Raw genomic sequence first — 18,971 nt, 5'->3', positions numbered from 1 at the left:
CGGAACAGCTCGTCATTTCGCGCCAGAGTAGCCGCCGAAGTACTTGATCGGGGACCACGTCGGGATGATCTTCGGCAGTTCCGGAGCGAGTTTGCTGTATTTGCCCGCACCGAACACGACCTTCCCGTCCACGACGGTCATCACGGAAGTGATGTGCTGGATCTCCCCTTCCGGCACCGAGAAGTAGTCGGTGCTCAGCAGCGCGAAGTCCGCTAGGTTGCCCGGCGCGATCCTCCCGCTCTCGTTCTCGGTCTTGGTGAACCACGCGGCACCCAAAGTATAGAGTTTGAGCGCCTCTTCCCGGCTCAGGCGGTTGTCCTTGGCCAGGATCTCCGAGCCCGACACCGACTTGCCGGTGACCATCCACTGGATAGCCACCCACGGGTTGTAAGAAGAAGCCCTGAATCCGTCGGTGGTCATGGCCAGCGGGATCCCGCTGTCGACGAGCTGACGCAAGCGAGGCGTCTGCAGGGCCACCTCGCGGCCGTGGGTCTTGATGAAGCCGTCTCCGTGGAGCGCCATCTTGTCGTCCAGCGCGATTCCGCCGCCCAGTTTCTTGATCCTTTCGATGTTTTTCGGGCTGATCGTTTCGGCGTGCTCGATGCTCCACCGCAGGCCGTCGAAAGGCATTTTCTTGTTCAGCGATTCCAGAGCATCCAGGAATGGAGAGATGTTCTCGTCGTAGCTGACATGCATCCGGAACGGGCTTCGCCGCTTCACCAGCTTGCCCACGTCCTCTTCGACGGTCTTTCGCATGAGTTCCCGATCGATCACCACCGCCGGCCGGTCGAAGTTCTCATGGTCGTGGAGTTGGGCGTTCAGCACTTCTCCGTTGGTTTGGTATTCGTGACCATGCGCCAGGGTTGGGTGCGTGTTGTCCCCGGGGCTGGTCGGAGACTTCTGGGTGATGGCATCGATCTCGGCGTCCACCATCGAAGCGCCGGGCTCGACGAGCTGGAGATCCATGAAAGGCAAACGAACGTTCAAACGCTGATCCTTGATCAGGGCTTCAATGGGCTTGTGCCCTTCCGGGTAGGGGATGATGCTGCCGGACTCCAGCGCTGATACCACTCCGAACCGGTTCAAGTCGTTGATCGCGTAGGCGAGCGAGTTCACCTTCTCCTCGAAGGAAGGCAACGGGACCACCGCTTCGAGCGCCACGAAGGTCCAGGTGAACCCTCGCACGACGCCGGTGTACTTGCCTTGCTTGTCTTTCTCGAACTCCGTGCCGGGCGGCATCTGGAACTTGGGGGTTCCCACGCCGATCTCCTTCATCGCCAACTCGTTCAAGAACGCCTGGTTGTAGGCGTATTGAACGATGTACGGCCGGTCAGGTACCGCGGCGTTCAGCTCCTCCGGGGTCGGGAACCGGTTCTCCTTGAACTGATACGGCGACCAACCCCCGATCACCTTGACCCATTGGCCCTTGGGCGTTCTTTTGGCCTGTTCCTTCAACATCTCGAGGGCGCGGCTCAAGGTGGGAACCCCGTCCCACCTCACGTTGTAGTTGTAGTTGTTCTCATTCAGCACGTGGACGTGGGCTTCATTGAGGCCCGGGATCAGGCGATGCCCCTCCGCATCGATCAGTTGGGTTTTGCTGTTCTTGAGGGCGAGGATCTCGGCGTCGTCGCCCACTGCGTAGATCCGCCCTCTTTTGATCGCGACCGCGGAAGCCGCCGGCTGCGCCAGGTGCTGAGTGGTGATCTTCGCGTTGAAAACGATCAGATCGGCCCCGGGACGAAGCTCGTCTCCACGCGCAGGGAGGCCGGCGAGCAACAGGTGCGAGAGAGCCAGGAGTCGGAGTGCAGACATGGGTCCTTTTTCACGGCAGAGGGTTGCATGGGGAGGCCAGCAGAGGGCCAAGTGATCTGCCTTGGGTGAGAGTCTCGTACGGAAGAAAATCCCGGAACACTACTTGTTGGTAGGGACTAGCATGCCTATCGGGCATGCTGCGGTTCAGAGCTGGGTCGGCAACAAGCTCGCGGCCCAGCCCCAGAGGCGCTCGGCCCAGCTGCGCGCCTTCCATTCGGCAAGTAAACTTGCGAGAGAGCCTGCCGCCGCAGAAGTGACGCTGCGGCGGCAGGTTGTGCTGAGCCGCCACCCTCTATCGCGCCTCGGCGTATAGGCGGGATAGAAGCCATGTTGAGGGTGAGGGCTGGAGCGGAGAGGCCGAGAAGGGCCGCTGCCGGGGCTAGCAAGGCCGCGCGCCGCGCCAGTACACGGGGCGGTGCAACCCCTTGGGGCACACCCCTGCCCTGGCCGCCCTCGCTTGAGGAGAGAGGCAGGGGAGTTGGGGCGTGTTGACAGCGGCTGCGCCAGGTTCAGCACCACGCCCGCACTGGGAGGCCTGGAGTGGCCTGGACGTCCTGCCTTCCCTGGAGCCCGCCCTGCTGGTGCCCGAGGGCCGGCGTGCCGTCATCGTCGCGCCCCATCCGGATGACGAGGTGCTCGGGACCGGAGGGCTGCTCGCGCGGCTTGGTCGGCTCGGGCGGGACGTGTTGGTTCTCGCCGTCACGGATGGGACGGCGAGCCATCCGGGGTCCACCTCCTGGCCGGTGGAGCGGCTCGCGCGGACGCGGCCCCGGGAGACGCAGGAGGCGCTGCAACGGCTCGGGCTGGGCGGGGCGCGGGTGGAGCGGGTGGGGATTCCCGATGGCGCCGTCACCGAGAACGAGGAGCGGCTGGTGGAGTGGTTGGGCGCGCGGCTTCGTCCGGACGACGTGGTGCTGGCCACGTGGCGCCTGGATGGACACCCGGACCATGAGGCGGTGGGGCGGGCGGCGTCGCGGGCGTGTGCGGCGTTGGACGGCCGCTGCGTGGAGTTCCCCATCTGGATGTGGCACTGGGCCCGGCCCGGAGACACGCGGGTGCCCTGGTCCCGGGCGCGGCGCATCGAGTTGGACGAGGCCACGCTCGCGCTCAAGCGCCGGGCCATGGAGGCGTACGTGAGCCAGTTGGAGCCGGATTCCACCACGGGAAACCCGCCCATCGTGCCCCCTTACGCGCTCGAGCGGTTGATGCGGCCCTTCGAGGTGGTGTTCACATGAGCGTGCCCATGGCGCACTTCGAGCGCATGTACGCCGACAGCGAGGACCCCTGGGAGTACCGGCGGCGCTGGTACGAGCGGCGCAAGCGGGCGCTGACGTTGGCGATGTTGCCGCATGCCCGCTATGCGCGTGCGTTCGAGCCGGGGTGTTCGATTGGCGAGCTGAGCGCGGAGCTGGCGGCGCGCTGTGACGCCCTGCTGGTGGGTGACGGCAGCGAGGCGGCGGTGCGCGTGGCCCGGAGGCGCCTGGCGCCCTGGCCGCATGTTCGGGTGGAGCAGCGGCTGCTGCCGGACTCGTGGCCCGAGGGGACCTTCGAGCTCGTGGTGCTCGGCGAGTTTGGCTACTACCTACCTGGGGGCGCGTCACGCTCCTCTCCTCCGCACCTGCTTGGGGGAGCAGAAATGGCCGCACTTTCGCGCCTGGAGCGAAGACGCCATGAAACCTCGTGAGGTTTGCCCGAGGCGGAGGTACGAGGGACGCCACACGTCGTAAGAATTCCAGCCCGGTGAAGAGCAGGTGCGTGGTGCCGTCCGGCAGCGGGCGCCTCATGCGGTAGGCGATGCGGCCATCCTCCATTCGCGACAGGCGCTCCAGCGCCAGCGCGCCACGCGCCCCATAGCGGCACAGCCGCTCCGGCCCCTGCCTGTCATTGGCATGGAGGTGCGTATTGGCATGCAGGGAGAATCCTTCCAGGAAGGCGCACCGGGGCTGCTTTCGGGGAGGGGGCCGGACGTCCACCTCCGCCCAGCGCAGCCGCTGCTGCAGGGAGTGCGCCTGGTACGCCTGCAGCGCGTCCTCGGGTCCTTGCGCGGGCAGGGCCCCTCTTTTCTCCAGCAGGCGCAGCACCCGATGACGCACCACCCTCAGCAGCCTCTCCACCTCACTCTGCGTGGGCGGCGGCAACGTCTCGAAGCGCACGCCGCCCTCCCGCGGCACGAAGACGCCGTCCGGCACCAGCGAGTGGAAGTGCGGCGTCACCTGCAAGGCGGAGCCGAAGAACTGGATGAACGACACGGCCCCGACCTGCCCACCCCGCAGGCCCTGCCGCCGTGCCCTTCGGCGTTGAAGGGCAAACACCGCGCGCAGGAAGACGGTGAGGACGTCCGAGAGCAGTCCCACGTCCTTGAGCAGCACCCACCGGACCCGATGCGGAAAGGACAGCGTCCACTGCCGGTAGGGCACGTGCGGCAGCACCCCCTCCACCAAATGCACCGCCGTCACATGCGCCCGCTTCGCGTTGCAGGACGGGCACACCCCTCGGCCCTTACACGAGAAGGCGACGAGCAGCTCGTCCTTGCAACTCTCGCAGCGCACCCGCGCGAAGCCGTGCGCCAGCACTCCGCATTCCAGGTACTTGGCGAAGTCCCGCTCCACGTACCGGGGCAGGCCGCGCCCTACCTCGCTGGCCTCCGCCAGCAATGTGGCCAGGTTGTCCCTCACCGCCTCGTACAGCACCGTCCCCTCCGGCTGCCTTCGCCGGTACACCCACCCGTGCGTCCCCACCTGCCCCTCCCCAGCCACACCTCGCCAGGGCACACGCTACCGTCCGCCTCCCACAGGTCTTCGCGGAGCCCCTGCCTGCTTGTGGGGGGCGAGGCCTACGAGAGTAGAAGGCGCAGGAGGGTCGCGGCCCGCGCCGGGTTGCCTGCTTCCAGGGCCGCCAGGGCCGACGCGACGTGCTTTGCTACATTGCTACAGCAGACCCGCGCTGGAGCGCTCTCAACACACGTCGGCGCGGAGCAGCGAGCAGCGTAAGCGGCTGGAACTCCTACGAAAACCGCTCTCGACCGCTCTGAAGCGCTTTCTCTGGACGCCTCCGGCGGCGGGTTCGATTCCCGCCGCCTCCACTGGATGAAGCAAAGCCCCGGGCGCCATCAGGCGACCCGGGGTTTTCTTTTTCCGCCGAGACCGCCTGAGCCTGCCCAGGCCGCCCTCCCATGGGGGCGCGGTAGGGGACTGGGCCTGTTGGCTCTGTGGTGGCGTAAGCCTCAACGTTCAGACGACTCGTAGGGGTGACTCGGCGAGGCTCGACGCGGGGCGTCCAACGCCCTGAGAGCTGGTGGGACTCCTCCATCATTGACGGTGAGGCGGTTTGTGCCGTGGAGTGTGCCTCCATCCTCACCAGGAGAAATGATGCACAGGTTGCTCGTTCTTGCCGTGCTGACCTCCGCAGTGCTGTTCAGCGCCTGCGGCTCCGGAGGTGAGAGCACTGAGTGCCTCACGGGAGGCTCTGGCACACTCCAGGTGAATGTGACGGGACTGCCTGCCTCCACGCCTGGGAAGGTGACGGTCACCGGACCGGGAGGCCCCCAGGAGCTCACCAGCTCGCGGACGCTGACCGTGACGAGCGGGAGCTACACCCTCACCGCGGGAATTGTCGCCGCCAGCCACCCCCTCGTGAGGACGGCCTTCCGGGCGGATGCCACGCCCAACCCCGTCTGCGTGCACGAGGGGCAGAACACCACGGTGGCCGTGGCCTATGCCCCCATTGGCAGCAGCGGGAAGCTGTGGACGAGCAATGGCTCGGGCGGGAGCGCACCGCTGCTCGGGTTCTCCGCGGACGTGCTGGGCACCAGTGGGAGCCCGGCCGCCACGGTGGCGGCCACCACGGCTGGCGCGGAGGGCTCCGCGTTCGATCGCGAGGGCAACCTGTGGGTGGTGGGTGCAACGGCGGCGGATCCGCCGGTGCTCCGGCTCCCCGCCTCCGCGCTGGGAACCTCGGGCCGGAAGACGGCGGACATCTCCCTCACGGATGGCCCCCTGGAGGGCGGCTTCCCCCGAGCCCGCGCGCTCGCCTTCGATGCGAGCGGGAACCTCTGGGTGTCCGTGGTCTTCAACAACAAGATCGTCCGCTACACGTCGGAACAGCTCGCCACCAGCGGTAGCCCGACTCCCTCCGTCGAATTCAGCGGGCTCGAGGGCCCCTCGGGACTCGCGTTCGACTCGGCGGGCAACCTGTGGGTCGCCTTCATGGGTGCGGACCGCGTGGCCCGCTACAACGCGAGCCGCCTCGGGGCCTCCTCCATGGCCTCGCCGGACCTCGTTATCGAGGCGCAGACTCCGCCGCCCGTCATCGGCACCCTGCGCGCGCCCACGGGGCTGGCGTTTGATGTCTCGGGGAACCTGTGGGTGAACTTCAATGGGACGCTCACCCGCCTCACCCCTGGAGAACAGGTGGGCTCCGGCTCCATCACCGTGACGCCCACGGTGCAGGTGGGTCTCTCCGTCACCGCGCTTCCGGACGGGCTTGTGTTCGACGAGTCGGGGAACCTCTGGTTCGCCCTCAGCGCGGGGCAGTTCGGGCGTCTGGGCCCGAGCCAGCTCACCAGCTCCGGCAGCAAGACGCCCGAGGTCATCATCACCAGCCCCGATGTCGCCTATACCGGCTGGTTCTCCCTCTATCCCGCCCCTGCTGGACTCCCTCTGTACCACCGGCTCCCGTAAGAGCTCGTTTCAAGAATGGACCCGAGATGGCAGAGCACGTGACGTGCCTCTCGCGGTTGTGTCGGCAAGCTTCCCCGAGCTCGCTGCCGACGTGACGGCGTCCCCTGGAGCCAACCTCGGCGTATAGGCGAGATAAAGGCCATGTTGACGGTGAGGGCTGGTGCGGAGGGGCCGAGGAGAGCCGCTGACGGGTGCCGCCGAGCCGTGCGCCAGCACTGGGGCCAACTGGTAGAACGCGCCCCATGGACAACCCCGAGACCTGGCCCGAGGGACTTCCCGTCACGCAGGTGCGCATCGCCCGCCCCACCGACAAGTTGGAGGAGCTCGTGCGCTTCTACGTCGAGGGGCTCGGCTTGAGGCATCTCGGCGGCTTCGAGGGCCACGCCGGTTACGACGGCGTGTTCATCGGGCTCCCCGGGTATGGCGTGCACCTGGAATTCACCCGGCACGCGTCGGGCAGCCCGTGCCCGGCCCCCACACGCGACAACCTGCTCGTCCTCTACGTGCCGGATGCGGTCGCGCGCGATGCGCTCGTCGCGCGGCTCTCGGCCATGGGCTACCCGCCCGTCGAGCCCGAGAATCCCTACTGGGCCCGGCAGGGCGTCACCGTGGAGGATCCCGACGGCTGGCGCGTGGTGCTGCAAAACACGCGCGGCATCGGGCCGTGAATCGGACCCCGGCGGGGTCCTATCTCGCGGGCCATACGCACCCGAGGTGCGCCCATTCGCGTCAGCGTCCCCGCGGGCGGCTGCGTTCCGGGCGCAAGATGGCCACCTCTCCGTCGAACGCTCCTTCTCCCAGGCGCGAGAGATGGAGCGCCTCGGGGCCTGCATGCAGGACGAGATCGTCCGCGTCCAGGAGCCCGTTCGCGTTCCCGTCCGAGTAGAAGGCCCCCACGTGCTGGAACTGCCTCGCGGCGTATAGGCGGGATAGAAGCCATGTAGAGGGTGAGGGCTGGAGCGGAGGGGCCGAGAAGGGCCGCAGCCGGGGCCAGCAAGGCCGAGCGCCGCGCCGGTACACGGGACGGTACAACCCCTTGGGGCACACCCCTGCCCTGGCCGCCCTCGCTGAGGAGAGAGGCAGGGAGTTGGGGCGTATTGACAGCGGCTGCGCCAGGTTCAGCACCGCGCCTGCTGGGGTGGTCCCCGGGCCGGGGCCCGCTTCAGAGCCTGCGTGGGCAGTCCCAGGTGCTCCAATATCGAGCGCATCCCAGCGGGGGCCGTCACATACGCCAGCACCTTTCGCCTGCCTCCACACCGCGGACAGGCGAACACGTCCAGTGCGAACGTCCTGCGGAGCAGCCCGGCCCAATCACCCGCGCCGTCCTCTGATTCCTCGGCTCCTCCACCGTCGCGGCCAAGCAGAGGCTCTCCTTCTGTGGGCCCGCCTCCGTCCCCGCTTGAGTGGGCTTGCCCCGATTACGTGGACAGTAGGATTAAGATGCCAACTTTTGCGGTAAGGCCGCAAGCTCAAAATCCACTGGACTGACGTAGCCCAGCGAAGAGTGCCGCCGCTGGCGGTTGTAGAAGACCTCGATGTATTCGAAGAGGGCCAGCCGAGCCTGCTCGTGCGTGGCGAAGGCGGTGGTGTAGACGAGTTCCTGCTTCAAGCTGTTGAAGAAACTCTCCACCACGGCGTTGTCCCAGCAGTTGCCCTTGCGCGACATGCTGCATTGGATGCCCCGAGCAGCCAGTGCCTGCTGGTAGTCGGTGCTGGCGTACTGGCTGCCCCGGTCCGAGTGGTGCAACGTAGACGCCGGGCCTCGCACCGTCACCCTCGGGAACGTCGAGTTCCCGGTGAACCAGCAGGAGGGGCCCTGAGCACCGCCACCGCCAGCCGTGCCGAACCGCAAGAGGCTGCGCGCCCGCCGATCTCCGGCAAGCGCTCGTAGGCCCGTTGGAGCGGGTTCAAGTGCACGGGGTTGTCCAGGTCGAACTGCGCGCCCGTGAGCCCGAGGCGCGCGACCTCCGTTCTACAACGGCATGCGGTCCTTCGCTCCTCCGAGCAGCTCGAACGCGGCGTCCCACGTCTGTGAATCGGATTCAGCGCGCGGCGGCAGACGGTAGTGGGCGGGTCGACCGTCCTCGTCCGGGGCCCTCGGATCGGCGCCCGCGTCGAGAAGCAGCTTGATCATCGGAAGGTCCAGCCGACGTGCCGCGTGCCCGAGCGCGGTATATCCGGTCAGCCCGCCCCAGTCGTTGATCGTCCGAGTCGCCCCGGCGGCCAGGAGAAGAGTGGCCATGCCCACATTGCCCCTCTCTACGCATGCCCGCAGCGGCGTGTCCCCCTCGCTGCTGCACACGTTGGGCTCAGCCCCCGCCTTCAGGAGCGCTTCAACTGCCGCCAGCTCGTTTTCGCAGACGGCTATCAACAAGGGAGTCATATCCCGCTCGACGTCCCAGGCGTTGACGTCCGCGCCGTGCTCGATGAGCGCCAGGACCACGTCGAATTCGCCTCCATCGGAGAGCTCGTTGATAGCCACCTGCAACGGACGCAACCCCGGCCACTTCGACTGCGGCTCGTTTGGATCGGCCCCTCCGGCCAGCAGCGCCCTGACCTGGACCGTATCGTGCCTCTTGATCGCTGCGATGAGTTCTTGCGACATAATTTATTTATCCGCCATCGGATGACCCGGAGCGCAATTCTCCTTTTCGAGCTTCTCGGCCTTTGTGACTGCCCGTTCGAGTTGGAGCATTATTTTCTTGTGGCCCTCATCGGGCTTTCCTCCAAAGCATTTTTTCTGAATTTCCCATCGCTTATCTACAATTTTCTTCAGAGCTTCGATACGCAGCCGGATGGCAGAGCACGGCGCCTTATCCATCTGTTTTGAGTTGGGCGCCTTCGGATTGAAGGGGGGAACTGACGCGCTGAGCTTATCCTTCTCCGCCTGAAGTGTGTCGAGCAGACTGTTCTTGCAGGTCTGATTCGCATGGCGAGGAATCCGGTCATATTCCTCCACACTGGTGTAGGGCTTGCCCGTCGCCGGATTGGTCGCAGTCCGCCAAGAGGTGGGAGCCTTGACTGCCGCAACCGGATCCGAATCAAAGTCCGGCACGACCTCCTCTGCTTCCTGACGCTCAAATACCTCCATGAGCCGCCGTGACTCCTCCGCTACGTCCAGCAGTCGCGCCTCGTACTCCCGCTGAGCGTCGAGCCACTCCGGGCGGCGGTCGATCTCTGGCCCAGCGGTGCTGGAGGGGTAGACAGTGTGCCCCGCCAGCGGGGAAAGGGGTGGAACGCGAGGGCACGGGGTGGGACGGGACGGGATGACGAACCCGAGGAGAATCAAGGCGATAGCGGGTAACAGCGCGTCCTGCTTAGGGTTTTCTATCGCCTTGCTCACGGGTTCGATTCCCGCTGCCTCCACTGGATGTAGCAAGAGCCCCGGGCGCCATCAGGCGACCCGGGGTTTTCTTTTGCCGCCGAAGCCGTCAGCGTCCGGATCGTAGTGCTTCCAGCGAAGTCCGGCGGCCTCACCGTGCCGGAGTGACGAAGAGCTATGTTGTCGGCGAGTGGGACGAGTGCCGCTCCCGGGAGAAGGACACATGAGCTGGCGAAGGGTGTTTGCGTTCACGGTGTTGATGGCGGTGGGAACGGGTGCCCGGAGACATGGAGGGAAGGCGGCACCATCGACCGGGCGATGTCGAAGGACCTGGCTGAGGAACTGCACCGGCACGACTGCTCCTTGAGCGAGGCGGAGTGGAAGAGGACATGTGCGATTGCGGCTCGGTGGGAGCGGGATGATTGCCCTCATGCGTGTCAGTTCAGGGCCGGCCCGTGATGCGTTGGCGCATGACTCTGGCCCCCCTGCTGGCCCTTCTTCTCCTCCTGCCGTTGGCCTGGGCCATCCATACAGCCATGCTGAGGGGATTGCGTCCGGCTCCTGAAGCGCCGCTCGTCCCGATGCTGTCGCCTGGAGCGCGTCAGAGCTTGATGTCCTACGAGCGCCCCTGCTCGGGCCGCGAGGACTGCGAGCCACCGCTCGCGTGCTTCTTCAATGCGCGCTCGATGTGGACGTACTGCACCGACAGCCGGTGCATGACGGACGAACACTGCACCGAGGACATGGTGTGCCGCACGATGGAAACGGTGAAGGGGGGGCCTCGGCTCCGCCAATGCACGCTGGTGGGTGTGCGCAAGGAAGGGGAGCCCTGCTTGGACATGTCCGATTCACGTGAAGCGTCATGTGAACGGGGCCTCATGTGCCAGAACTACCGGTGCGGCCGGCCGTGCCGGATGGACGAGCCTGGGAGCTGTCCGGAGGGCTTCTTCTGTCGCGAGGGCCTGGATGGGCCTTCCTGCCTGCCAACGTGTGAGGGCCGTGCGTGTCCCGAGGGCCAGCACTGCATTCGGCCCGACCTCGATGAGGGAGTGTCGGTGTGCGCGCAGGTGTATGGCCAGAACTGCCAGGAGACGCCCTGCCCTGATGGCCAGAAGTGCTCCATGTGGAATGTCTACGACCACCCGCGCGAAGCCTGGGGGACGTGTCTCATCCGTTGTGGTGAGGAGCACTCGCCTGCATGCCCCGAGGGCTTCATTTGCCGGATGAAGTACTGCAGGAAATCCTGTGACCCGGCCGTCCCCAATGATTGCGGTCTCCATTACAAGTGTCACCGCTACTCCGAGGAGTACGCCTGGACGTGCCAGCCGGACATGTAAAGCCATTCGTTAGAGCGGGGCCTCGGAAGCCACGGGGCGGGGCGTTGACACGGGACGCGGCGTCTGGGACGGCGTCTGCCGGGTGGTACGGTTGTCAATGCGACCCACGGTGCTCTCCCTTTCCCAGACAGGACGTCTGGTTTTTCGGTGCGGAGACCACCCAATCCCATCTTCCTTGTCTCACTGGGGCTGGCCCGCTCGACAACTGCTTCCTCGTCCGCCCGCCGTATGGGAGGGTTCCGCCCTCACGAGGAGGAAGCACCCGGATGCTCACGCTCTATGCTTTTGGATGTGTCCACGCGAAGGTCATTGGCGTCACGCGCGACCTGCGCCCGCTGTGGATGTTGGAGGAGTGCGGCCTGCCCTATCAGGTGCGCGGCCTCGACCACTCCGCGGGCGAGCTGAACTCCGAGGCGTACCGGCGGCTGACCCCGTTCGCCCAGATTCCGGTGCTCGAGGACGACGGCTTCGTGCTCACGGAGACGGGCGCGATCCTGCTCTACCTGGCGGAGAAGTCGGGCCGCCTCATCCCCTCGGATCTCCAGGGCCGCGCCCAGGTGACGCGCTGGTGCTTCGCCGCGCTCAACACCGTCGAGCCCCCGCTCTTCCAGATCGCGATGATCGATCTGTTCAGCGCCGGCGACCCCTCCGAGCAGGCGCGCCGCCCCGGGCTCGTGAAGTGGGCGGACCGCGCGCTGGGCGGGCTCGAGGAGTGGCTGTCGGCTCGCCCGTACCTCGTCGGTGAGGACTTCACCGTGGCGGACGTCCTGATGACCACCGTGCTGCGCGAGGTGCGTGGCAGTGACGTGCTCGCCCGCTACCCACGCGTGCGGGCCTACCAGCAGCGGTGCGAGGCCCGACCCGCCTGGCAACGCACGCTCGACGCCTACGAGCAGCGATTGGGCGCACCGCCCGGCAGTACTCGCTAGCCAGGATTTCGCGGAGCAGTTCGCGGGAAGTGCGCGAGGTGCAGCGCGTCTTCAGCTCGAGAGGGAGCAGGGCGAGACCGAGCAGGAGGACACGCATGGAAGCGCGGGCTCAAAGCGCGCGCTTCATGCCTTCGTGGCTCGCCTCGAAGCCCAGCCGTGTGTAGAAACGGTGGGCGTCGGTGCGGCGCTTGTCGGTGGTGAGTTGCATCATCCCGCAGCCACGGGCCCGGGCGCGGGTCATCGCATCGCGGTGCTCACGGTGCGCCGCGACGCGGCCAAGGTCGCCCCCGCGGCGCAGCTCCGTCTGCCCCCGCCGGGCTACTCAGAGTCCGTTGGGGACCACGGTCACGGTGCCGGATCCCCTGTTGGTCAGGATGAGATCGGCGTACCCGTCCGCGTCCATGTCCGCGGTGGCGATGGCGTTGAGGCCAGGCGAGGCGCCGGTCGTGACGACGGTGCCCGAGGTGAAGCCTCCGTTGCCGTTGCCGGTCATCGGGCGGACGCCGCCCGAGGCCGTTGTAACGAGGATGTAGGCGTCGAGCTTGCCATCGCCGTTGAAGTCATCGGCCACGACGCCCAGCGCCGAGTTGGTGGCCGTAGTGGTCGCGGCGGCGGACTGAACGCCGCTCGCGAAGGTGCCGTTGCCGTTCCCTTTGAAGAAGAAGAGGTACCGGCCGGCCGCGCCGTTCGAGAGGATGTCGAGCGTGCCGTCGCCGTTGGCGTCGCCGAAGGCGATGCCCGCCGTCTGGCCGCCGACGGCGTTGGTGTAGGAGACTGGTGCGGCGAACGAGCCGTTGCCCTGGTTGATGAGGATCGACAGGCGTGCGCTGGCGGGGCTCGTCACCACGAGATCGGAGAAGCCATCGCTGTTCAGGTCACGGCAGGCGATCGTCGACTGCACGCCGCCGGTGTTCGGGATGCCGATGAGCGTGGGCGCGCCGAAGCTGCCCGCGCCGGTGCCGAAGAGCACGCTCACCTGGCTCAGGGTCACGCTTGTCGTGGCGATGTCAGCCACCCCGTCGTGATCGAAGTCCCCGGTGCAGAGGTGGACGGAGCCCGGGGTGCCGGTGGTGAAGCTCGTCGGCGCGCCGAAGGTCCCGGGCGCGCTCGGGCCCAGGTTCTTGTAGACGCTGATGTTTCCGTTGTTGAGGAGCAGGTTGGTCTGGCCGTTGACGGTGACGGCGTCGAGCCACCCGTCGCCGTCCACGTCCACGGCCACGACCGCGTTGCTGGAGAGTGAGGCGCTCCCGTAGTTGACCTCCGACTGGACGCTGGCGTCGCCGTTCCCCAGGAACACGGAGAGCGAGCCGGAGGGGGTCAGGATCGATCCGGATTCGGCGTTGGCCACCAGGATGTCGAGCTTGCCGTCGCCATTCACATCGGCGACCGCCGGGGCCAGCGGGTTGTGGTTCGCGGGGGAGCTGACCGGCGTGCCGGGGACCTGGCCGGTGGGCGCGGCCTGACAGGTGCCGTTCGAGCAGAGCTGGCCCGTCGCGCACACGATGCCGCAGGCGCCGCAGCTATCGGCGTCGCTCTGGAGATTCACCTCGCAGCCGTCGGACGAGTTCCCGTTGCAGTCCCCGAGGGTGCCGGAGCAAGCCTGGCAGTTGGTCCCCTCGTAGGTGGGAGCGCACGCGCACGTGTAGCTATTGATGCCGTCGGTGCAGGTGCCGCCGTTCAGGCACGGGCTTGCGGCGCATTCGTCGATGTTGGTCTCGCAGTTGGTGCCGGTGAAGCCGGGAGCGCACGCGCACGTGTAGCTATTGATGCCGTCGGTGCAGGTGCCGCCGTTCAGGCACGGGCTTGCGGCGCATTCGTCGATGTTGGTCTCGCAGTTGGTGCCGGTGAAGCCGGGAGCGCACTCGCACGTGTAGCTATTGATGCCGTCGATGCAGGTGCCACCATTCAGGCACGGGCTTGCGGCGCACTCGTCGATGTTGGTGCAGGTCACGCCGTCGCCCTCGTACCCCGCGTTGCAGGCGCAGGTGAAGGAGCCCACGGTGTTGGTGCAGGTGGCGTTTTCGTTGCAGTTGTCGGTACCGGCGGCGCACTCGTTGACGTCGGCGCAGGTGCCGCTCTGGCACGTGAGGCCGTCGCAGCAGGGGACCGTGGCGTCGCACGGCGCGTTCACGGACAGGCAGCCCTGGCCGCTGCACGTCGGGTCGTAGAGCGTCGAGGTCGGGTCGAGGCTGGTGACGTAGTCGCCGTCGTGAGCGCTGTGCGCGTTGATACACGCCTGCTCGCTAACACGGACGATCGTGTAGGGATGAATCGTCGAGCTGGTCTTGTGGCAGATATGGACATGCCCGTTGACATCGAAGTAGTTGCACTGCTCGGCGGGGAGCGCGTCATGGCTCTCGCCCACGGTCTCGTCGCCTTCGTGGCTGTCGGCCTCGGAGGGTTCAGTGCTGGTGCAGCCAGCGAGGAGCAGGGCGGAGAGAGTCGGGATCGTAAGGTAGGAGAGAGAGCTTTTGAGGTAGCGCATGTCTGGGTCTAGTCCTCTATTCTTGTCTTGTATACGCGTTATACGCGTGGGGTGCCTCGCGCAGCACCGGCCCTGATGGAGAAGCGTCAGGTCGTCAATACAAGGTACCCGTTCACCGGGTTGATGCATCTGGACTGGAATGAGTCACGCCTCGATGGCCAGCCTGTCAGATACTCGACGTTGTTGATGCCAAAAAAGGATGTGCTTGGATGGGTTGAAACGTGGACAGGCCTGCTCTCAAGACCTTGAGTTCCCGTAGTGCTTCGGGCCCAACTCCGAGGCTTGGCGGGAGTGCGACGCCACCAAGCGCTTCCTGGGGCGCGTCCGGGCGTTCACTGGGGGTGCACATCCTCCGAGACCTTTGGCGCCATCACCCCCCGGCAATCCAGTTCTCGATACGCGTGAGGTCCTCCGGCGTCAGCTCGAGCTGCGCCTGTCGACAGAGGTAGATGACATTGCGGCGTATAGGCGGGATGGGTGCCGTGTTATCGAACCATCAGGGGCAGAAGCCTGTCTTCCGGCATCATGGGAATGGCCTGGTAGTATTCGCAGCCTTGCCTGAAGAGGGAATAGGTCCGCGTCTTCACCGTATTGGCCTTGAGGTAGCGCTTGGAATACAGTCCCACTCCCTCAATCGGTTGAGCAGTAAGTCCTCGCCCGAGCCCGTCGTGACGAGAAAGATGACCCCGAGGCCGAGGGAGGCTCGCGGCCGTACCTGGCAGTCCATCATTCCACGGCCAAGGCCTACCCGGGTCCGGTTTGAGAAAACCCGGGTTGTACCCATCCTTCGTCAGCAGTGCATCGGGCCATGATGGCCCGAAACCAGGGAGGGATGCATGAATCGATTCCAATGGTACGTCATGGGGAGTGTCCTCGCGGCCGGTCTTCTGGGACTTGCACACGAGGCCTCTGGTGAGACTCTGGCGGTGGAGCCTGCGACGAATTCACAGTGCAAGCCGCGCACGCTGAAGGGCAACTACGCCTATGCGAGCGATGGGTACACCTTGAGTGGGACCGAGCGGGTCCCCTTCTCACAGGCCGGTCATGATTTCTTCCAAGGGGACGGGACCTTGACCGGTGCGGTGACCGTCAACGTCCAGGGCGAGCTCTTTCGCCTTACCTACTCTGGCACCTACACCCTCGAGCCCGACTGTCGCGGCACCATGACGGTCATCGACAACCTCGGAGTCACCGCGCACTTCGACATCTTCGTCACGAAGAACGGGTCGGAGCTGTCCTTCCTCCAGACCGACGCTGGCAACGTCACCTCCGGCTTCGAGGTGCGAGGGGACTAAGCTCGACTTTCGCCTAGACTCCAAGTGCCCTCGCTTCACGTCGGAGTCAGTGCTCGGGGCTAATAGGTGCCCTTGAGCGAGACACCCGAGAAGGTGCTGGAGGCGTGCAGCATCACGTAGAGGCGGGTGGCCGCGGTCTTCGCCGCGATGCCGCATGTCTCGGCGTTGCCGCTCTTGTTCGGACGGCAGTCATAGTCGGTCGTGGTCGGCATGGCGCCAGCCTTCACGTACAGGTTCGCGTTACCTGTGCCACCGCTCATGACGAACGAGGAGGCCTTGTTGGCTGGAACGTCCAGGTAGAAGTACAGCGCGCCGCCCGTGGCGGCGCCCAGGCCCGTCATCGCCACGCCATTGCTCAGCGCGAGAGCGGGCGGTGCGACGCCCACGCCCACCGCCTGCCAGGCCGCCGTCACGGAGGCGATCTCGGCCGAGGTGTAGCCGAGCGCCGCCGCGGCCTGTTCGGTGTATGTCTTCGCCTGGGCGTAGAGGGTGTACATCGTGAAGTAGTCCGTGTTGGCCTTGTAGAAGATGCGGCCGGCCTTCTCCACGCCAATGCCCGTCACCACCGTGGTGCTCTTGCCGCGCGGGTGCGTGCCTCCCTTGGACAAGAGCGCATAGGCCAGGTTGCCGATGCCCGAGGTGTAGTGCACGTCGACGACACCCACGCCGCTGGACCAGTAGTCGATCGAGGCGCCGTCCTTGGCCGGGTCGTCCATGTAGCGGATCGCATCCCCCTCGGTCCCCGGCGTCCAGACGTCCTCGCCGATCTTGTAGATGTCCGGGTCCGAGGACCAGGAGCCCGAGGCCCAGCTCTGGCAAACGCTGGCGAAGATGTCGGACAGGGACTCGTTGAGTCCTCCGGTCTCGCGCGAGTAGACGAGGTTGGACTCGTACTGGGTCACCGCGTGGGTGAACTCGTGCGTGGTCATGTCCTTGTCCAGACCGAGCGGCAGGGACCTCACGCCGTCGCCATCGCCGAACAGGATCTGGTTGCCGTCCCAGGAGGCGTTGACGTAGTTGGTGCCGTAGTGGACCTTGGCCTTCATTTGCGCGCCCGCGTTGTCGTACGAGTCGCGGTTGAACAGGATCTTGTAGCAGTTGTAGGTCTCGCCCAGGTTGTCGTAGGTCGTATCCAAGACCACGTCGCCCGTGGGTGAGTCTCCCTCCCCGCGCACGATGGGGTCGTTGGTCTTGCTCGAGGAGACGTTGCGATTGAGCGCCGTGTGGATGTCCGAGCCGCGTTGCTCGACGGCTCCGCTCACCGCGTTGACGAACACATGGTCACGGATGGGCAGTGTCTCGCCCTCGCCCGTCACCACCACCTCGTAGACCAGCTTCAACTTGTCGTCCTGGCTGGAGCGCACGTACACCAGACGCGGCTCGCCCTCGGCCTCGAGGTGACGGCCCGGGGTGGTGTTCAGGGCGGCGAGCCTGGCGGCGTCGCTGGCGATGAGGGGCTTGGAGGGAGCCTGCTCTCCGTCACGCGCCGAGCCATTGGCCGCGTAGATGAGGCCATTGGAGTCCTGGTGGAGGATGAGCTCCCCGCCCACCACGGGCAGTCCGTTCTTCATCTGGCCATAGCGGGTATGGGTGTGGCCCTGCTCGTCCCGGTGAGAGCGCGTCCGCACCAGGTCGGAGGCGCGCAGGCGGAACACCGCGGCGATGTCCGACAACGACGCGCCCGCGGCGAGGCCCTGGGCGGCGCCCAGCCGGCCCTTGATCATGAAGGGAACGCCATCGTCGTACGAGCCCACGACCTCGGCGGAGGAAAGCGCCGCGAGCGCGGTCTGGATATCCCCGGTGGAGTCGAGGCCGCGCTCTTGACGGGGGGGAGACTCCGACGGATCCGTCCCACAGGCCGAGAGAGTGAGTGACAAGCATGCCGCGAGCATCCGGGTCCGCATACAGTGTTTCCTCTTGATGCGCGGCGGGATGCCGCGGGGCGGGAGAGTATGACTGAGATTGGTAGTATTCGGGAAGGAACTCCTTTCAATGGATTCACTGAAGTCCCTGTCATCGATGTTCGCGCGCTCGTGGACGCGTCGTCGGGTGCCGCCGCGCGCCGAGCCGTCGCGGAACGGCTCGGTGCCGCCTGTCGGGAGAGCGGCTTTTTCTACGTCGTCGGTCACGGCGTCGACGAGGCCCTCCAGACGCGCCTGGAGGCATTGAGCCGCCGCTTCTTCGCGCTGCCCGTGGAAGAGAAGATGGCCATCCGCATGGCGCTTGGCGGGTCCGCCTGGCGGGGCTACTTCCCCGTGGGAGGTGAGCTGACCTCGGGTCGTCCCGACCGCAAGGAGGGCCTCTATCTCGGGACCGAGCTCGGCTCCGACCATCCGCTCGTCCGGGCCGGCACGCCCCTCCATGGCCCCAACCTCTTCCCGAGTGAACCGTCCGGTCTGCGCGAGGCCGTGCTCGACTACCTGGCCGCGCTCACCCGCCTCGGCCACTCGCTCATGGGTGGCATCGCGCTCAGCCTTGGCCTCGAGGAGGAGTACTTCGCCACGGGGGCCATGGCCGATCCGCTCGTGCTCTTCCGCATCTTCAACTACCCGCCTGGACCTGACACCGCCGGGGACGGACAGCCCGCCTGGGGCGTTGGGGAGCACACGGACTATGGCGTGCTCACCATCCTCAAGCAGGACGAGGCCGGTGGCCTCCAGGTGAAGTCCCGCATGGGCGGCGAGGTGCGCTGGGTGGACGCGCCACCCATCCCCGGCTCGTTCGTCTGCAACATCGGTGACATGCTCGACCGCATGACCCGTGGCGTGTACCGCTCCACGCCGCACCGGGTGCTCAACCGCTCCGGGCGCGACCGCTTGTCGCTGCCCTTCTTCTTCGACCCCGGCTGGACCGCCGAGGTCCATCCCCTCGAGGCCCCGGCCCTTCGTGGCGTCGCCACCGCCGAGGACTCCAGCGAGCGCTGGGACGGGCAGAGCGTCCACGCCTTTCGTGGCACCTACGGCGACTACCTGCTCGGCAAGGTGGGCAAGGTCTTCCCAGACCTGCGCTCCGAGGTCCTCTCGAACTCCGAGTCCTAGCGAGTGCTGGCTTCAGGAGCGCGTGTGGAGCGCTCCCTGGCCGAGAACGGCTGTGAGCCGAGCAAAACCTACCC

At 66.4% G+C, this 18,971-nt stretch carries 15 protein-coding genes and 2 pseudogenes; 7 read left to right on the top strand and 10 right to left on the bottom strand.

Annotation, left to right across the window (positions count from 1 at the left end; translation table 11 throughout):
- Window positions 1-12: 12 nt before the first annotated feature.
- Window positions 13-1,812 carry an amidohydrolase gene (locus tag CYFUS_RS38865; RefSeq protein ID WP_002632396.1) on the bottom strand — a complete coding sequence of 600 codons (1,800 nt, stop codon included), beginning with the start codon at window positions 1,810-1,812 and terminating at the stop codon, window positions 13-15.
- Window positions 1,813-2,297: 485 nt separating this feature from the next.
- Here CYFUS_RS38865 and CYFUS_RS38860 point away from each other — a divergent pair, with 485 nt between their 5' ends.
- Together CYFUS_RS38860 and CYFUS_RS38855 are read left to right on the top strand one after the other, a co-directional pair.
- Complete coding sequence (locus tag CYFUS_RS38860) at window positions 2,298-3,047, top strand: PIG-L deacetylase family protein (protein WP_198316294.1); 750 nt, start codon at window positions 2,298-2,300, stop codon at window positions 3,045-3,047.
- The gene (locus tag CYFUS_RS38855) at window positions 3,044-3,496 is read left to right on the top strand and encodes a class I SAM-dependent methyltransferase (RefSeq protein WP_095989794.1); all 453 of its coding nucleotides are present in this window, start codon (window positions 3,044-3,046) and stop codon (window positions 3,494-3,496) included. The genes CYFUS_RS38860 and CYFUS_RS38855 overlap by 4 nt, the downstream gene beginning before the upstream one ends.
- 34 nt (window positions 3,497-3,530) lie before the next feature.
- On the opposite strand, the pseudogene CYFUS_RS54145 reads toward CYFUS_RS38855, so the two are convergent.
- Window positions 3,531-4,487 (bottom strand): annotated as a pseudogene (locus tag CYFUS_RS54145) (transposase); the annotation flags it as partial.
- A 690-nt stretch (window positions 4,488-5,177) separates the two neighbouring features.
- Between CYFUS_RS54145 and CYFUS_RS38845 the strand changes: the two are divergent.
- On the top strand, window positions 5,178-6,491 hold the full coding sequence (locus CYFUS_RS38845) for a hypothetical protein (protein ID WP_232537064.1): 1,314 nt from the start codon (window positions 5,178-5,180) through the stop codon (window positions 6,489-6,491).
- Between the two features lie 242 nt (window positions 6,492-6,733).
- Window positions 6,734-7,159 carry a VOC family protein gene (locus tag CYFUS_RS38840; protein ID WP_095989793.1) on the top strand — a complete coding sequence of 142 codons (426 nt, stop codon included), beginning with the start codon at window positions 6,734-6,736 and terminating at the stop codon, window positions 7,157-7,159.
- 767 nt (window positions 7,160-7,926) lie between these two features.
- On the opposite strand, the pseudogene CYFUS_RS38830 reads toward CYFUS_RS38840, so the two are convergent.
- The 5 genes and pseudogenes from CYFUS_RS38830 to CYFUS_RS51280 form a co-directional block, all read right to left on the bottom strand.
- Window positions 7,927-8,250: pseudogene (locus tag CYFUS_RS38830) on the bottom strand (integrase core domain-containing protein); the annotation flags it as partial.
- An 11-nt stretch (window positions 8,251-8,261) separates the two neighbouring features.
- A complete protein-coding gene (locus CYFUS_RS54140; protein ID WP_269770290.1) occupies window positions 8,262-8,528 on the bottom strand; it encodes a DUF5953 family protein in 267 nt (88 codons plus the stop codon).
- Entirely contained in the window at window positions 8,464-9,096 is a 633-nt protein-coding gene (locus tag CYFUS_RS38825) for an ankyrin repeat domain-containing protein (RefSeq protein WP_095989791.1), read from the bottom strand. Before CYFUS_RS38825 ends, CYFUS_RS54140 begins: the two co-directional genes overlap by 65 nt.
- A 3-nt stretch (window positions 9,097-9,099) precedes the next feature.
- The gene (locus tag CYFUS_RS51285; protein ID WP_157758910.1) at window positions 9,100-9,834 is read right to left on the bottom strand and encodes a hypothetical protein; all 735 of its coding nucleotides are present in this window, start codon (window positions 9,832-9,834) and stop codon (window positions 9,100-9,102) included.
- 595 nt (window positions 9,835-10,429) lie between these two features.
- Entirely contained in the window at window positions 10,430-10,654 is a 225-nt protein-coding gene (locus CYFUS_RS51280) for a hypothetical protein (RefSeq protein WP_157758909.1), read from the bottom strand.
- 762 nt (window positions 10,655-11,416) lie between these two features.
- Between CYFUS_RS51280 and CYFUS_RS38805 the strand changes: the two genes are divergently transcribed.
- Window positions 11,417-12,079 carry a glutathione S-transferase family protein gene (locus tag CYFUS_RS38805; RefSeq protein WP_095989787.1) on the top strand — a complete coding sequence of 221 codons (663 nt, stop codon included), beginning with the start codon at window positions 11,417-11,419 and terminating at the stop codon, window positions 12,077-12,079.
- Between the two features lie 109 nt (window positions 12,080-12,188).
- On the opposite strand, the gene CYFUS_RS54410 is transcribed toward CYFUS_RS38805, so the two are convergent.
- Together CYFUS_RS54410 and CYFUS_RS38795 are read right to left on the bottom strand one after the other, a co-directional pair.
- Window positions 12,189-12,320 carry a GNAT family N-acetyltransferase gene (locus CYFUS_RS54410; protein WP_332468317.1) on the bottom strand — a complete coding sequence of 44 codons (132 nt, stop codon included), beginning with the start codon at window positions 12,318-12,320 and terminating at the stop codon, window positions 12,189-12,191.
- 81 nt (window positions 12,321-12,401) lie between these two features.
- Window positions 12,402-14,564 (bottom strand): FG-GAP-like repeat-containing protein, encoded by a 2,163-nt coding sequence (locus tag CYFUS_RS38795; RefSeq protein WP_232537062.1) that lies wholly within the window; start codon window positions 14,562-14,564, stop codon window positions 12,402-12,404.
- Between the two features lie 836 nt (window positions 14,565-15,400).
- Between CYFUS_RS38795 and CYFUS_RS38785 the strand changes: the two genes are divergently transcribed.
- A complete protein-coding gene (locus tag CYFUS_RS38785) occupies window positions 15,401-15,859 on the top strand; it encodes a hypothetical protein (RefSeq protein WP_157758908.1) in 459 nt (152 codons plus the stop codon).
- 59 nt (window positions 15,860-15,918) lie between these two features.
- Here the strand turns inward: CYFUS_RS38785 and CYFUS_RS38780 are convergent, their stop codons facing one another.
- Window positions 15,919-17,763 (bottom strand): M4 family metallopeptidase, encoded by a 1,845-nt coding sequence (locus CYFUS_RS38780; RefSeq protein WP_095989784.1) that lies wholly within the window; start codon window positions 17,761-17,763, stop codon window positions 15,919-15,921.
- A 48-nt stretch (window positions 17,764-17,811) separates the two neighbouring features.
- On the opposite strand from CYFUS_RS38780, the gene CYFUS_RS38775 reads away from it, so the two are divergent.
- Window positions 17,812-18,897 carry an isopenicillin N synthase family dioxygenase gene (locus CYFUS_RS38775; protein WP_095989783.1) on the top strand — a complete coding sequence of 362 codons (1,086 nt, stop codon included), beginning with the start codon at window positions 17,812-17,814 and terminating at the stop codon, window positions 18,895-18,897.
- Window positions 18,898-18,971 lie beyond the last annotated feature (74 nt).

It is taken from the genome of Cystobacter fuscus (assembly GCF_002305875.1).
Classification (GTDB): domain Bacteria; phylum Myxococcota; class Myxococcia; order Myxococcales; family Myxococcaceae; genus Cystobacter; species Cystobacter fuscus_A.
This window is presented reverse-complemented; position numbering and strand designations above follow the sequence as displayed.

Excerpts from the sequence above, each read along its gene's own strand:
- CYFUS_RS38840 (WP_095989793.1), top strand. The coding sequence starts at position 6,734 with ATGGACAACCCCGAGACCTGGCCCGAGGGACTTCCCGTCACGCAGGTG.
- CYFUS_RS38775 (WP_095989783.1), top strand. The coding sequence starts at position 17,812 with ATGACTGAGATTGGTAGTATTCGGGAAGGAACTCCTTTCAATGGATTC.
- CYFUS_RS38845 (WP_232537064.1), top strand. The coding sequence starts at position 5,178 with ATGATGCACAGGTTGCTCGTTCTTGCCGTGCTGACCTCCGCAGTGCTG.
- CYFUS_RS38825 (WP_095989791.1), bottom strand. The coding sequence starts at position 9,096 with ATGTCGCAAGAACTCATCGCAGCGATCAAGAGGCACGATACGGTCCAG.
- CYFUS_RS38785 (WP_157758908.1), top strand. The coding sequence starts at position 15,401 with ATGAATCGATTCCAATGGTACGTCATGGGGAGTGTCCTCGCGGCCGGT.
- CYFUS_RS38795 (WP_232537062.1), bottom strand. The coding sequence starts at position 14,564 with ATGCGCTACCTCAAAAGCTCTCTCTCCTACCTTACGATCCCGACTCTC.
- CYFUS_RS38805 (WP_095989787.1), top strand. The coding sequence starts at position 11,417 with ATGCTCACGCTCTATGCTTTTGGATGTGTCCACGCGAAGGTCATTGGC.
- CYFUS_RS38865 (WP_002632396.1), bottom strand. The coding sequence starts at position 1,812 with ATGTCTGCACTCCGACTCCTGGCTCTCTCGCACCTGTTGCTCGCCGGC.
- CYFUS_RS38855 (WP_095989794.1), top strand. The coding sequence starts at position 3,044 with ATGAGCGTGCCCATGGCGCACTTCGAGCGCATGTACGCCGACAGCGAG.
- CYFUS_RS38780 (WP_095989784.1), bottom strand. The coding sequence starts at position 17,763 with ATGCGGACCCGGATGCTCGCGGCATGCTTGTCACTCACTCTCTCGGCC.
- CYFUS_RS51280 (WP_157758909.1), bottom strand. The coding sequence starts at position 10,654 with ATGTCCAAGCAGGGCTCCCCTTCCTTGCGCACACCCACCAGCGTGCAT.
- CYFUS_RS54410 (WP_332468317.1), bottom strand. The coding sequence starts at position 12,320 with ATGACCCGCGCCCGGGCCCGTGGCTGCGGGATGATGCAACTCACCACC.